The following is a 14,538-nucleotide window of genomic DNA, read 5'->3' as shown; positions in this document are numbered from 1 at the left end:
TGTGTGCGTTGCAGCGAGATGCCCGGCGGGACCGGCCAGACGCGGAATGTACAGCTTAGCTACTGAAATGACAGGGCTTTACAAGGCCTACGCAGATTAAATGGGGTTCACAATGGCACATAATCTCCCTCGCAAGATCGCTTTTGGCGCCGGAATCGCGTTGGTAGCGGTCGCCGTTGGCGGCGGTGCGGCGCTGATGAATCTGTCCAGCGTTGCAGCTCAAGCCGAGTCCGGTGCGGTTGTTCCCGCTGCTGTTCAGGCTTCGGTTGCCCTGGTGGAAGCCAAGGCCACGGCGCCTTCGGACGAGTTCTCGGGCCGCCTTGAGGCCATCGAGCGCGTGGAGATTCGCTCCCGCGTCGCAGGCGCCGTCCAGGAGATCCACTTTCGCGAAGGCGCGCTGGTCAAGAAAGATGACCTGCTCGTGCTGATCGATCCGGCGCTCTACGCCGCAGATGTCGATCGCGCCCAAGGGCAGGTGTCCGCGTCGCGGGCGCGCCTGATCCTGACTAAGGCCGATTTCGACCGCGGTCAGCAACTGACCAGCTCCAGCATCACCCAGCGCGACCTCGACAATCGTATCAATGCGTATCGTGAGGCCGAAGCCAACCTCAAGGCTGCAGAAGCCGCGCTCAAGACCGCCGAGCTCAATCTCAGCTACACTGAGGTGCGCGCGCCGGTCGCGGGCCGGGTCGGCAAGGTGGAGATCACCGTCGGCAACCTGATTTCGGCCGGCCCGTCCGCGCCGCTGCTGACGACGCTGGTCTCGGTCAATCCGATCTATGCAAGCTTCAATGCCGACGAACAGGTGGTGTCGCGCGCGCTGAAGACGCTGGCAGACGAGAAGACGCCGGGCGATATCGACCGCATCCCGGTTCACATGACCACCGTCACTGATAGCGCACCGGTGAAGGGCCGCATGCAGTTCATCGATAATCAGGTCGATCCGCGCAGCGGCACGGTGCGGGTGCGTGCGATGTTCGACAATGCCGATGGTCGCTTGATGCCCGGCCAGTTCGCGCGGCTCACAATGGGCCAGCCGAAGGCAGAACAGACGCTGCTGATTAGCGAGCGGGCAGTTGGCACCGACCAGAACAAGAAGTTCGTCATGGTGGTCGATGCCAAGGACAAGGCGCAATATCGCGAAGTGATCCTGGGGCCCTCGGTTGATGGCATGCGCGTGATCCTCAACGGCCTCAAAGCCGGTGAACGGATCGTCGTCAACGGACTTCAGCGCGTGCGGCCGGGTGTGACCATCAAGCCGGAGATGGTGGCGATGAACGCCGCGTCTCTCGTCTCGATCAAGGCCGTCGCGCAGAACTGATAACGACCGCCCTGTCCGCAGGCGGGCAGGGCGCTCTTCCTAATACACAGCACGTCATCGAGGTCGAGCGATCGGCCGCGCGGGGCCCTTGTATCCCGCAGGTCTGGATCATCACGGAATAGCGCCATGAACTTTTCAAAATTCTTTATTGATCGTCCGATCTTTGCCGGCGTGTTGTCGACGGTGATTTTTCTCGCCGGCCTGTTGTCGATGCCGGTGCTACCGATCTCCGAATATCCGGAAGTCGCGCCGCCGACCGTGGTGGTGACAGCGAATTATCCCGGTGCCAATCCAAAGGTGATTGCGGAAACGGTCTCGACGCCGATCGAAGAGCAGATCAATGGCGTCGAGAACATGCTTTATATGAGCAGCCAGGCGACCACCGACGGCAGGATGACGCTCAACGTCACCTTCCGCCTTGGCACCGATCCCGACAAGGCGCAGCAGCTGGTGCAGAACCGCGTCTCGCAGGCCGAGCCGCGCTTGCCGGCGGAAGTGCGCGCGCTGGGCGTGACGACGATCAAGAGCGCGCCAGACCTCACCATGGTCGTACATCTGCTGTCGCCGAATGACCGCTATGACATGACCTATCTGCGTAACTACGCCGTGCTCAACGTCAAGGATCGCCTCGCGCGCATCGAAGGCGTCGGTCAGGTTCAGCTGTTCGGCTCGGGCGACTACTCCATGCGCGTCTGGCTCGATCCGCAGAAGGTCGCCGAGCGCGGTCTGTCGCCCGGCGACGTGGTGCGTGAGATCCGTGCGCAGAACGTGCAGGCGGCAGCGGGGCAGGTGGGCGGTTCGCCCAATGAGCCAGGCCTCGATCTACAGCTCTCCATCAATGCACAGGGACGCCTGCAGACCGAAGAAGAGTTCGGCGAGATCATCGTCAAGAACGGTGACAATGGCGAGGTGACGCGGCTGCGCGACATCGCCCGTATCGAACTCGGCGCCGCCGACTATGCACTGCGCTCGCTGCTGAACAACAAGTCCGCAGTGGCGGTTCCGATCTTCCAGTCGCCCGGCTCGAACGCGATTCAGATTTCCGACAACGTGCGCAAGACGATGAAGGAGCTGAAGGAAAACATGCCGGACGGTGTCACCTACGACATCGTCTACGACCCCACGCAATTCGTTCGCGCCTCGATCGAGGCGGTGATCCATACGCTGCTCGAGGCCATCGCACTGGTGGTGCTCGTCGTCATCCTGTTCCTGCAGACGTGGCGAGCCTCGATCATCCCGCTGATCGCCGTGCCGGTATCGGTGGTCGGCACCTTCGCCGTGATGCATGTGTTCGGCTTTTCGGTGAATGCGCTGACACTGTTCGGCCTCGTGCTGGCCATCGGCATCGTCGTCGACGACGCCATCGTCGTGGTCGAGAATGTTGAGCGCAATATCGAGCGCGGGCTCGATCCGAAGAGCGCAGCCTATCAGGCCATGCGCGAAGTGACCGGCCCGATCATCGCGATCGCACTGGTGCTGGTCGCGGTGTTCGTGCCGCTGGCCTTCATCACCGGCCTGACCGGGCAGTTCTACAAGCAGTTCGCGCTGACGGTGGCGATCTCGACTGTGATCTCCGCCTTCAATTCGCTGACACTGTCGCCAGCACTCGCCGCGCTGCTTCTGAAAGGCCATGACGCGCCGAAGGATGCGTTGACGCGCTTCATGGACAAGACGCTCGGCTGGTTTTTCGTCCGCTTCAACCGCTTCTTTGCCAGAAGCTCCGACGCTTATAGCGGCGGCGTGAAGCGCGTCGTCTCGCGCCGCGCGGCGGTGATGGGAATCTACGTTCTGCTGATTGGTGTTACCGGGTATCTGTTCCACGCAGTCCCGGGCGGTTTCGTGCCCGGTCAGGACAAGCAGTATCTGGTCGGGTTTGCGCAGCTCCCCGACGGCGCTACGCTGGATCGTACCGAAGAGGTGATCCGTCGCATGGGCGAGATTGCGCAGAAGGAGCCCGGCGTCGAGAATTCGATCCAGTTTCCGGGCCTGTCGATCAACGGCTTCACCAACTCGTCCAACTCCGGCATCGTCTTCATCGGTCTGGATGCGTTTGACAAACGCAAGGATCCGAGCCTGAGCGGAAATGCCATTGCGTTGTCGCTGAACAAGAAGTTTGCCGGCATTCAGGACGCCTTTATTGCCATGTTCCCGCCGCCGCCTGTGTCGGGTCTTGGCACGATCGGTGGCTTCAAGCTGCAGATCGAGGATCGCGCCGGTCTCGGCTATGAGGCGCTGAACGACGCCACCAAGGCTTTTATCGGCAAGGCAATGCAGCAGAAGGAGCTGGCCGGTCTGTTCTCAAGCTATCAGATCAATGTGCCGCAGCTCTATGCGGATGTCGATCGCACCAAGGCGCGGCAGCTCAACGTGCCGGTTACCTCGGTGTTCGACACGATGCAGATCTATCTCGGCTCGCTCTATGTGAACGACTTCAACAAATTCGGTCGCACCTATTCGGTGCGCGTCCAGGCTGACGCCAAATTCCGGGCGCGGGCCGACGATATTGGCCAGTTGAAAGTTCGCTCCGACAGCAACGAGATGATCCCGCTCTCGACGCTGCTGCGCGTTAAGGAAAGTGCAGGGCCGGAGCGCGCCATGCGCTACAACGGTTTCCTGTCGGCCGACATCAATGGCGGCGCTGCGCCCGGCTATTCCACTGGCCAGGCGCAGGACGCCGTGGCGCGTGTCGCCAAGGAGACGCTGCCCAAGGGCATCGACTTCGAATGGACTGAACTGACCTATCAGGAAATAATCGCCGGCAATTCGTCGCTGATCGTGTTCCCGGTGGCGATGCTGCTGGTGTTCCTGGTGCTCGCCGCGCAATACGAAAGCCTGACACTGCCATTGTCGATCATCATGATTGTGCCGATGGGCTTGCTGGCGGCGATGTTCGGCGTCTGGTTGACCAAGGGCGACAACAACGTCTTCACCCAGATTGGTTTGATCGTGTTGGTGGGTCTGTCGGCGAAGAACGCCATCCTGATCGTGGAGTTTGCCCGCGAGCTGGAATTTGCCGGGCGGACACCGATCCAGGCCGCGATCGAGGCCAGCCGTCTGCGGTTGCGGCCGATCCTGATGACGTCGCTGGCCTTCATCATGGGCGTCGTGCCGCTGGTGACGTCCACTGGCGCAGGCTCGGAGATGCGTCATGCCATGGGTGTCGCGGTGTTCGCCGGCATGATCGGCGTCACGGCCTTCGGCATCTTCTTCACGCCGATGTTCTATGTGTTGCTGCGTGCCATGGCAGGCAACCGTCCGCTGACCCAGCATGGCGAAGCGACGGTCGATCAGGCGGCGCCGCTGGCACCGGGATCGCACGAAGCAGAATCGCGCCCGCATGCCACATCGCATTCGTGACGCGCGGGAGGCGTAAGGTAACGCCTGACGAGGGCTGCTGGTCCACGGATGCGCCGTTTCGACCCATTCTGAGGCGAGGAATTGCGTAGCCTGCGTCCAAGACTGTTGGAATCGCCCCCAATTGGCCGGGTGCGCTTTCCTCCACTGCACATCTTCCGCTACAATGCGAAAGGCACTGCAGGGGAATGACAGGTTGCGGACGGGCTTCTACAAATGCGAATACCGGGTTGATGAGGCGGTCGGTCGCAGTGTGATGTTTGTCGAGCATGGCAGCATGCTCGGCGGCAATTCCGCTTTTGCCCATATCGGCAGCTATGAGCTCCGGGGTGACGAGGTGGTGGCGGAGATCGAGAGCCGCCGCCACATGAACGATCCCAACTATCCCTCGCTGCTCGGCCAGGATGTGGCGACCATCAGCGTCACCGGCCGGCCCTATGGCGACACCTATCGTTTTCAGGGTTCGTCGCCGCAAATGCCGGGTGCGAAATTCGAGTCGGTCATGACGACGATCGATGACGGCGAGATGCCTCCGGCCGGACCGATCGGTGCGGGTGGCATCGCCAACGGGCTGTATTCGATCCATCTGCGCACACTTGACGGCATCGATGGCGGGCTCAACGGCGTGATGCTGCTGCATGACGGCCGCATCCTCGGCGGAGACGCGTTCTTCTATTATCTCGGCGCCTATTCCTCCGCGGACGGACGCTGGAAGGGCGAGATGCTCAATCAGGAGCACACGCCGGCAAAGGGCGAGAACCCGGTCTTCGGCGGCCATGAAATCGGTATCGGCTTTTCCGGCACCTGCGACGAAACCGGCGCCGAACTGGAAGCCACGGCGCTGGCCGGCAAACGGAGCCTGCGGTTGCAGGCAGTGCTGAAGCTGATCCGCAAGGCCGTGTAAGTTCCAGGCTGGCGCACGGCTTGATGGGTTGCGCGCCTGTCCGTAATGTCACCGGCGAATGACACAGATGGCGACGAAAACCATGACCCAGCGTATCGGTGCGACGCCTCTGATCTGTTTGCTCGGTATCGCCGCCGGACTGGCTGTGCTGTCCGCGCCGACGCGTGTGCAGGCCCAGTCCGCCGATCTGGTTCTGTGCGATCGCCTCGCGGCCGATCCTGCCGATCCCGACAAGCCTGCCGATGTGAAGGGCGTGGCCGATATTGCCAAAGCCGATATTGCCACCGCCATCAAATTCTGCCGGACCGCGTCCGGCGGGTCGCGCCGTGCGATGTTCCAGCTCGGGCGTGCTTACGCGGCCAATGCGCAGGCAGCTGAGGCGCTCGCGGCATGGCGCAAGGCGGCTGACAAAGGCAGTACCTCCGCCATGGTCGAACTCGGCGTCGCCTATGGCAACGGAACCGGCGTCGCGCGCGACGAGGCGCAAGCGCGCAAACTGTTCGAACGCGCGGCTGAAGCCGGCAATCCGCGCGGTGTCAGCAATCTTGCGGCACTATCCGGAGGCGCAGGCGCGGGTTCAGACCCGGTGCGTGCACGGCAATTGCTGGCGAAATCCGCGGAGACCAATGCCGAGGCGCAATATCAGCTCGGCATGATGCTGTCGGAAGGCATCGGCGGCGCGAAAGACGATGTTGCGGCACGCAGCCTGTTCGAGAAGGCGGCAGCACAGAACCATGCGGGCGCGTTGGAGCGCATGGGCGCGTTCGCGCAAAGCGGCCGCGGTGGTGCGTCGGATAAGGATGCCGCGAAGGCCTATTATGAGAAGGCCGCAGCGCTCGGCGACGACGATGCGAAGAAGGCGCTAGAACGCATCAAGTGCCCTTATGTGCTCAAGGACAAGCGCGGCAACGTGGTCAGCAATATGTGCTTCTGATCAGCCTAGCCTGACTGCGGTCTGTCGCAGGCGCGCGCCGGCGTACCCACGTCGAATTCGCGCCGGTCATTCACCGACGGATCAACGAAATAGGTGACGGCGTTGAACGGCACCGTGACGCGCGACTTGATCCCCTTGAACCACAGGTTGACGCTGAAGCGATCCGCGGTGACGTTCAGTCGCTCGAACTGGTGCTGCAGCACGAACGTCATGTCTTCAGGATATTTGGCGCGCTGGGCATCGGGCACGATGACGCCGTCGAACGCGGTTTTGAAAGTGATTTCGTAATAATGACGGCCCCGCAGACCGCGTCTAGCGACGTCGGCAAGCGTGAATCTCACCTCGGCATATTGGGCGAGCGGGTCGGTGGTGCAGGGCTGCTGTGCTGCCGCGTGTGATGTGAGCGCGGCCAGCATCATCATGGCAGCGGCGAGTGATGCGGCGAGGGTGCGGATGTCGCGAGGCAAGGACGGGGTCATGATCCTTTGTCGCGGCGGGAGTGAGCGGGTTCATGACGCTCGACCATGGCAGCGATTTTCTGCCGCATGCGTCCGCAACCATTTGTTTGAAATTGGCAGCCTAAACTCCCGGCTCTGAGTCGCCTTTTGCGTTTCCCTGGAGCCGCCTGTGAACGAAAGCCTGATTGCCATCTGTCAGTTGTTTCTGGTGCCGCTGACCATCCTGTTTGCCGCGGTAGGTGTGGCCAATGCGCGCTTCGTCAAACTGCTGGTGTGCTTATTGGGCGTCGGTCTTGCCAGCCTCTGGCTTTATCGCATCTATCTCTGGACCGGCCTGTCGGTGATCGATCGCCGCACGGCTTACGGGCTCGCGGGAGCCTTCGCGCTATGCTGGGTGCTGACGCTGCTGCATCAGATCAAGAGCAGCTTCGGTGGCGGATACGATCGCTAGGCTCAGGCAAATCTGAATCAGGCCAGCCCGAGCGAGAAGGCCAGCGTGCCGATCGCGGCATGCGACAGGATCACCGGCCAGATGTTGCGCATTCGCAGATAGGCGAACCCCCAGACGATGCCGACCAGGAACGTGTTGAGCAGCAGCACGCTATCGCCATAGGCGATGTGGATCAGCGAGAATACCGCCGAGGAGTAGATCACATAGGTCCATGGCCTGACCTGCAATCGGTCGGTCATCAGTTTCGGAATCGATCGGCACACGACTTCCTGGCAGGGGCTCGAGACCAGGACATAGAACGGCGCAAAGCTGAGCCAGACCGGTGGCTTGTGGTCGAAGGTGAGAAACCGGGTCTGCGCCACCATGATCGCCGCAATGCCTGCCGTGATCGCGGCACAGAACAGCCAGTGCCTGATGTCAGAGGGACGGCTGAGGCCGAGTTCCGCGACCGAGAAGCCGGCCAGAAGGCACAGCGCGATGCACAGCACGGACACCAGCAGCAACGCGGGAATGCGATATTCAAACGGCAGAAAGCCCCAGTGAATGGCGAGACCAGGCGCCAGCAGCAGCGCGGCAAATCCCGGCAGTGGAGCGATCAATCGCCATTGAAATCGTTTCTGTCGTAAAACCGTCATGATGTTCTATAGCTGAAATCATGTGGTGGTTTAAGGGCGGAGTGGCGACACAAGGCCGCGAGCGACGAAAGCGTGATCGTCGATATGGTGGAACGCGCCGGCCGAAGCGGCGCACTTTGAACGTCGATTAATGACAATGCCGGCGGCGGATTGCCACGACCCTCTATTCCGGTTTGATGCCGGCGTCCTTCACGACCCTGGCCCATTTCTGGATCTCGGTCTTGATGTGTTCCGCAAACTGGCCAGGCGTCCCGCCCACGGGTTCGACGCCTTGGTCGATGAAGCGACGCCTGACGTCCTCTTGCTTGAGGATCGCATTCATTTCGGTATTGAGCTTGCGCACGATCTGGTCGGGCATGCCCGCGGGACCGACGACGCCGAACCAGACATTGACCTCGTAGCCGGGCACGCCGGCATCGGAGACGGTGGGAACGTCGGGCGCGAGTGTCGATCGTATCTTGCTGCTCACTCCAAGGGCACGAAGCTTTCCGCCGTTCACCTGCGGCAGCACATTGGGCGTGTTGTCGAAGGCAACATCGATATGGCCGCCAAGCATGTCGTTCACCATCGGCGCGCTGCCCTTGTAGGGAACGTGCACGATGTCGATGCCTGCGAGGCTCTTGAACAGTTCCATCGACAGATGGTTCGAGGAGCCGATGCCGGTCGAGCCGTAGGTCACCTTGCCGGGATTCTGACGTGCGTAATCGATCAGCTCCTTGATGGAGTTGATTAGCAGGGACGGTTTGACGACCAGCAGATTCGGCGTCTGCCCTGCAAAGACCAGCGGCGTGAAGTCCTTCACGGTGTCATAGGGCAGGTTCTTGTAGATGCTCGGATTGGAGCCGAACGGGAAGGCGATACCGAGTAGCGTGTAGCCATCGGGTGCGGACTTGGCGACCGCTTCGGTGCCGATCAGCGTGCCGCCGCCGGGCCTGTTCTCGACCACGACGGGAACGCCGAAGGCGTCCTGCAGTTTCTGCGCGAAGATCCGCCCGAGCGTGTCGTTGAAGCCGCCGGGCGGATAGGGGACGATATATTTGATGGTTTTGCTGGGATAGGTCTCGCCCGCTGGTGCTGTCGCTTGCGCATGAACGCAGGCGGTGCCGGCCAGCAGGAGAATGAGCGCGCGGCAGGCGAAGTGAACGAGACGCGAGGCGCGCACTACAACTTCAGCCCGTCGCGGATCAGACATAGCAGGGACCCTCGATCAGCGGATGTGCATTGATGAAGGCTTCGTCGATCTCGACGCCGAGGCCTGGGATCTCCGACGGAGCGACGCAGCCATTGGCGTCGAGTTTGCAGGGAATGCCACCAACTTCATCCCGGAACGGATTGTGCTTGGCGACGTCGCCTTCGAAATAGCCGGGGTCTTCGACAGCGGCGAGCACGTTGATGGTCGCCGCCATGTTGATGCCAGTCGCCGAGGTGTGCGGATTGAAGGAGAGCTTCCACGCCTGGGTCATGCCGGCGATGCGCATGGACTCGGTGACTCCGCCGGTCTTCGACAGGTCAGGCTGCACGAAACTCACGGCGCGGTCCTCGATCAGGCGATTGAACTCGTAGCGCGTGAAGTGGTTCTCGCCGGCGGCGAGCGGCGTCGAGCCCATCGCGGCGGCGGCCTGATAGGAGCGATAGTCGAGTGCGGGGAACGGTTCCTCGAGCCAGCCGATCTGCAGATCGTCATAGGCCGGCATCACGCGGCGCACATCGTCGAGCGTGTAGCCGGTATTGGCGTCGACGAGGATCTCGATGCTGTCGCCAACAGCCTTGCGCACGGCCGTGGCGCGGGCGACGTCATCGCGCGGATTATCGCCGACACGCAGCTTCACCGCGCGGTATCCTTTCGCGACGTAACCCTGCGCTTCCTCGGCGAGCGACTCCGGCGCCTGCCAGCCGAGCGAGATGCCGCCGGCATAGGCCTTGATCGGCTTCGACGCGCCGCCGAGCAGTCTGTAGAGCGGCCAGCCGGCTGCCTTGGCGCGGATATCCCACAGCGCGAGATCGAGACCGCTTAGCGCCATGGCCGCGGCATAGCCCATGCCATGGCTCGACAACTGCATCTGATAGACGCGGTGCCACACTCCGACGACATTCATCGCGTCCATCCCGATGACGAGTTCGGCGATAGTCGTGTCGATGAGTTTGGCGATCGCACCCGGGCAGCGGCCGTGATGCGCTTCGCCCCAGCCGGTGATGCCCTCGTCGGTCGTGACCTTCACCAGCACTGCGTCACGCTTGACAGCGCGGCCAATGCCGAGACGGACGTTTTGTCCCTGTGGGACGCGATAGGAAATCGGAACGGCTTTGATCGCACTAATCTTCATGGGAGCCTCACGCTGCCTTGTGATCGGGATTGACGAGATTGAGCGGTTGTTCGCCGCGCAGAATGCGCAGCATTTCTTCGGCAGCACCGACTGCCATGCCGCGGCTGCTGCTCGCGGTGATCGCTGCCGAATGCGGCGTCAGCAGCACGTTCGGACAATCGAACAGAGTGTCATCCGCAGGCAGGGGCTGGATGTCGAACACATCGAGCGCCGCGCCGCCGAGTTTGCTCGCCTTGAGCGCGGCGATCAGCGGGGCGTTCTCGACGACGGCGCCGCGCGAAACGTTGACCAGAACCGCATCGGGCTTCATCTGGCCGATGCGCGCGGCATTGACGAGGCCGCGCGTTTCATCGGTCAGTGAACAGCAGATCACGAGGGCATCGCTGCGCGCGAACAATTGATCCAGCGAGACTTCCTCGACATCGGCGGGAAGCGATCCCTTGCGCCGCGATGTGCCGATCACCTTCATGCCAAAACCTTGCCTGGCAATCTGCGCGACGCGGCGGCCGATCGTGCCGACGCCAAGAATGCCGAGTGTCGAGCCGTTCAGTTCAGTGAAGGTCTCGGCTGTCGCGCGCGACGCGCCCCAGCCTTTATCGCGTATCAGTCCGTTCATGAGATGGATCGGACGCCGCAGATGCAGCAGCGCCGACATCGCATATTCCGCGACTGCGCTCGTGTTGCTGCCGGGCAGGTTGGCGACGGCGACACCGTGCGCCGTGGCCGCATCGACGGGGATGAAATCGAGGCCGACGCCGTGACGGACCATGCCCTTCAGGCGCGGCGCGTGATCGACGATGTCGTCGGGCAGTTTTGCGCGTACGATGATGCCGTTGGCGTCTTTCGCCCATGCGCGCAGCGTGTCCGGCTTGGTATCGGGCGCCGTGATCAGCCGCGCATGCGGCGACAGGATCGCTTCGCCATCGGCATGCATCGGGTTAGTCAGGAGAACGGTGGGCATGTCAGGCATCGAAAGCCGGTCCTTCGGTAATGGGATTGGCGAGCTGGCCAAGTCGCTCGACACTGGCGGTCACGGTCGAGCCGGGTTTCAGCCAGGCTGGTGGCTTGTGCATGGCCGCGACGCCAGCCGGCGTTCCGGTCGCAATGACGTCGCCAGGCTCAAGCGGCCCGCGATGCGACAGCCAGGACACGAGGTCGGCAACGCCGAAGATCATGTCCTTGGTCGATCCCTTCTGCAGTACCTTGCCGTCGATGGTCAGCGACACCTGCAGCGCCTGCGGATCGGCGATCTCGTCAGATGAGGCGAGGAACGGTCCGAACGGGCCGAAACTCGAAATGTTCTTGCCGCGGTCGAAATGGCCGTCGGCCTTGATCATTTCGCTGGCGCTGATGTCATTGAAGCAACCATAGGCCGCGACGCATTCGAGTGCTTGTTCCTTCGAGACATTCACGGCGCGCTTGCCGATCACGGCGGCGAGTTCGGCCTCATAGGTGACGCCGCCGATCCCTGCGGGCAGGATGATCGACCGGCCGGCGGCAATGACCGTGCGCGCAGCTTTCATGAACAGGACCGGTTCGGATGGCGGGACGATGCCACGTTCGGCAACCGCGTCGCGATAGTTGTGAGCGATCCCGAAGATGCGCCGCGGCGCGGGGAGCGGCGCCAGCAACGTCACTCGGTCCGCAGTCAACCGCGCGGCATCGGCCAGCCCGTGAGCCGTGATGATGCTGACGACCTTGCCAAGACCTGCGTCGAGAAACGCCTGAATTTGTGGTGCTATGCCGTTGAGGCCCACCCGCATCGCCGGGTGAGCCAGATCGATGACAATATCAGTCGGACGCGTGGCGTCGCCCACAAGGACGCCGGCGCGCGTCAGGCCGGACTCGACGAAGGTGACAAACTTCATGCGTGCGTCCTCGTCATCACGCTACGCGATACTTGTCGATCACCGCGCGGTCGACCTCGACGCCGAGGCCTGCGCCGGTCGGGACAGCGATGACGCCGTTGACCTGCTGGATCGGTGTTTTCGCGAGATGGTCGCGGAACGGGTTTTCTTCCTGTTCAAATTCGAGCATCGGCGGCATCGGGAACAAGCTGGGCGGCTGGTTCGGGATCGAGGCGAGGAAGTGGATCGTGGCGGCGAGGCCGACCACCGAGCCCCAGGCATGCGGCACGCATTCGACGCCATGGGTGCTGGCGAGCGCTGCGATCTTCTTGCATTCGGTGATGCCGCCGGCGGCGCAGACGTCCGGCTGCACGATGTCCATCGCCTTGCGCACGATGGCGTCGCGAAATCCCCAGCGGGTGAATTCGTTCTCGCCGCCGGCGACCGCCATGTCGAGTGCGCGGGTGACTTCGATATAGCCGTCGATATCCTCCGGCGAGATCGGCTCCTCGAACCATTCGATATCGAGCTCTTCGAGCTTGCGGCCGAGCTTGATCGCTGCGGGCACCGTGAGGCAGTGATTGGCGTCGACCATCAGCTTGATGTCGGAGCCGATGGCTTCGCGCACGGCCTTGACGCGCTCATAGTCGCGCTTGATGGAGCCGAGGCCGATCTTCATCTTGATCGCCTTGAAGCCGGCCTTCTTGTAACCGACGGCTTCCTCGACTGCTTCATCGATAAGACGTTCCATGTCGGTGAAGTATAGGCCCGTCGCATAGCAATCGACTTCGGTGCGGAAGGCGCCGCCGATCAGCTTGTGCACCGGCTTGTTGCAGGCCTTGCCGATGATGTCCCAGAGCGCGATGTCAATGCCGCTGATGGCGGCGATCGACATGCCCTTCGGGCCATAGTCCTTGATGCGGTTGTAGAGATCTTCCCAGATCACCTCGACATCGAAGGGATCGCGGCCGATGACGCGCGGCGCCAGCTGGGTGTCGATGAAGGCCTTGGCGACAGCGGAGGGGCCGTAGCATTCGCCCCAGCCGACGATGCCGTCGCTCGTTTCGATTTCAACGAGGCAGGTGCCACGCGTCGTGTAGAGCCAGCCGCGTGAGGACGTGAACGGACGCTGCACGGGAGCGGCGACGACATGGCAGGTGATCTTCTTGATATCCAATGTGGTGTCCTCGTCGAGATCAATCAGGTGGATGCGGCCGGCGGGTGCCGGTCGCGTTTATTCTTTCGGGAAAGTTTGCGCGGCGACCTTGCCGATCGCGGCGGCGACGCCGTCGACTTCCTTGGCGAGCGCGTCGCCGGTCACGTCGTCGACCAGGAAGACGTTTTTCTTGGCGAATTCCTTGAAGCGCGGGTCCTGGATGGCGGCGCGGAATGCGGTGGTCAGCTTGGCGCGGACATCGTCAGGCAGGTTCGCCGGGCCGACCACATAGGCCATCTGTACGACGGGCCCATATGGGAAGACGTCGATGCCCTTTTCCTTGAAGGTCGGGACATCCGGAAACATTTCGAGCCGCTCATTGGCGAAGATGCCGATGGGCGTGAGCAGTTTTTCCTGGATCTGGCCGAGCGTTTCCGACGGCTTGAGCACACCGGAGTCGACATGTTGTCCGATCAGATCGGCAACGACTTTCGAGCCGCCGGTATAGGGAACGTTGACATAGTCGACGCCGGCCGCACGTGCCGTCATCGATGCGAAGATGTGGTTGAGATTGTAGTTGCCGGGCGTGCCGATGGTGACCTTGCCGGGCTTCGCCTTCATGTTGGCGATGTAGTCGGGGAGGGCCTTGATCGTGCCGGTGGAAGGCACGAGCAGCATCAGGGGATCGGTCGAGACGCGCGCGATGTGGGTGAAATTGCTGTTGGTGAGTCCGTTCGCTTTGTTCTGGGCGATCAGCGCCAGCGTCGAACTGGTCCCCATGCCGATCGTGTAGCCATCCGGAGCGGAACTCGCGACGCGTTTCATACCGATGACGCCGGTGGCGCCGACGACATTCTCGATCACGATCTTGATGCCGTGCTCGCGCAGGATGGGGTCCAGCGCACGTGCGGCCACGTCGTTGGAGCCGCCAGCATTCCACGGCACGATGAAGGTGATGTCCTTCTGCGGAAAGTTGGATTGCGCGTGAGCAGGCAGGGACCAGCATCCCAATACCAATCCGAGCGCGGCAAAGCTGACGCGTTGAACAAACATTGTTTTCCTCCCATTTTTGGTGTTTGTTATAACAAACATCTTTAGGGGTCAATGGAACAACTCACCGCGGTTGCGGGACATGAATTTGCGGGACTCAATGG

13 protein-coding genes are annotated in these 14,538 nt (G+C 62.2%); 5 read left to right on the top strand and 8 right to left on the bottom strand.

The genetic code is table 11. From position 1 onward, the window contains the following. Window positions 1-112 precede the first annotated feature (112 nt). The 4 genes from AB7828_RS07455 to AB7828_RS07440 all read left to right on the top strand — a co-directional run bounded on the left by AB7828_RS07455 (window position 113) and on the right by AB7828_RS07440 (window position 6,513). Window positions 113-1,321 carry an efflux RND transporter periplasmic adaptor subunit gene (locus tag AB7828_RS07455; protein WP_093758336.1) on the top strand — a complete coding sequence of 403 codons (1,209 nt, stop codon included), beginning with the start codon at window positions 113-115 and terminating at the stop codon, window positions 1,319-1,321. A 126-nt stretch (window positions 1,322-1,447) separates the two neighbouring features. Then, window positions 1,448-4,678, top strand: coding sequence for an efflux RND transporter permease subunit (locus tag AB7828_RS07450; protein ID WP_093758337.1), 3,231 nt, complete (start codon window positions 1,448-1,450; stop codon window positions 4,676-4,678). 193 nt (window positions 4,679-4,871) lie between these two features. Next, window positions 4,872-5,579, top strand: coding sequence for a GrlR family regulatory protein (locus tag AB7828_RS07445; RefSeq protein ID WP_093759064.1), 708 nt, complete (start codon window positions 4,872-4,874; stop codon window positions 5,577-5,579). A 67-nt stretch (window positions 5,580-5,646) separates the two neighbouring features. After that, window positions 5,647-6,513, top strand: coding sequence for a tetratricopeptide repeat protein (locus AB7828_RS07440; protein ID WP_441229824.1), 867 nt, complete (start codon window positions 5,647-5,649; stop codon window positions 6,511-6,513). 5 nt (window positions 6,514-6,518) lie between these two features. Here the strand turns inward: AB7828_RS07440 and AB7828_RS07435 are convergent, their stop codons facing one another. Then, window positions 6,519-6,992 (bottom strand): ClpXP protease specificity-enhancing factor SspB, encoded by a 474-nt coding sequence (locus AB7828_RS07435; protein ID WP_441229823.1) that lies wholly within the window; start codon window positions 6,990-6,992, stop codon window positions 6,519-6,521. A gap of 148 nt (window positions 6,993-7,140) precedes the next feature. Here AB7828_RS07435 and AB7828_RS07430 point away from each other — a divergent pair, with 148 nt between their 5' ends. Then, window positions 7,141-7,422 (top strand): hypothetical protein, encoded by a 282-nt coding sequence (locus AB7828_RS07430; protein WP_441229822.1) that lies wholly within the window; start codon window positions 7,141-7,143, stop codon window positions 7,420-7,422. A gap of 17 nt (window positions 7,423-7,439) precedes the next feature. On the opposite strand, the gene AB7828_RS07425 is transcribed toward AB7828_RS07430, so the two are convergent. The 7 genes from AB7828_RS07425 to AB7828_RS07395 all read right to left on the bottom strand — a co-directional run bounded on the left by AB7828_RS07425 (window position 7,440) and on the right by AB7828_RS07395 (window position 14,437). Continuing rightward, on the bottom strand, window positions 7,440-8,021 hold the full coding sequence (locus AB7828_RS07425) for a CPBP family intramembrane glutamic endopeptidase (RefSeq protein WP_320444345.1): 582 nt from the start codon (window positions 8,019-8,021) through the stop codon (window positions 7,440-7,442). Between the two features lie 199 nt (window positions 8,022-8,220). Beyond that, the gene (locus tag AB7828_RS07420) at window positions 8,221-9,249 is read right to left on the bottom strand and encodes a Bug family tripartite tricarboxylate transporter substrate binding protein (protein WP_441229821.1); all 1,029 of its coding nucleotides are present in this window, start codon (window positions 9,247-9,249) and stop codon (window positions 8,221-8,223) included. Further along, a complete protein-coding gene (locus AB7828_RS07415) occupies window positions 9,242-10,381 on the bottom strand; it encodes a mandelate racemase/muconate lactonizing enzyme family protein (RefSeq protein ID WP_120292421.1) in 1,140 nt (379 codons plus the stop codon). The genes AB7828_RS07420 and AB7828_RS07415 overlap by 8 nt, the downstream gene beginning before the upstream one ends. A gap of 7 nt (window positions 10,382-10,388) precedes the next feature. After that, entirely contained in the window at window positions 10,389-11,342 is a 954-nt protein-coding gene (locus AB7828_RS07410) for a hydroxyacid dehydrogenase (protein WP_309945745.1), read from the bottom strand. Between the two features lies 1 nt (window position 11,343). Further along, window positions 11,344-12,249: a fumarylacetoacetate hydrolase family protein gene (locus tag AB7828_RS07405; RefSeq protein WP_120292425.1), complete on the bottom strand. Its 906-nt coding sequence runs from the start codon at window positions 12,247-12,249 to the stop codon at window positions 11,344-11,346. Between the two features lie 16 nt (window positions 12,250-12,265). After that, complete coding sequence (locus AB7828_RS07400; protein WP_441229820.1) at window positions 12,266-13,405, bottom strand: mandelate racemase/muconate lactonizing enzyme family protein; 1,140 nt, start codon at window positions 13,403-13,405, stop codon at window positions 12,266-12,268. 57 nt (window positions 13,406-13,462) lie between these two features. Further along, the gene (locus AB7828_RS07395; protein WP_441229819.1) at window positions 13,463-14,437 is read right to left on the bottom strand and encodes a Bug family tripartite tricarboxylate transporter substrate binding protein; all 975 of its coding nucleotides are present in this window, start codon (window positions 14,435-14,437) and stop codon (window positions 13,463-13,465) included. Window positions 14,438-14,538 lie beyond the last annotated feature (101 nt).

Source organism: Tardiphaga sp. 215_C5_N2_1 (assembly GCF_052076055.1).
In the GTDB taxonomy this organism is placed as follows: Bacteria; Pseudomonadota; Alphaproteobacteria; order Rhizobiales; family Xanthobacteraceae; genus Tardiphaga; species Tardiphaga robiniae.
This window is presented reverse-complemented; position numbering and strand designations above follow the sequence as displayed.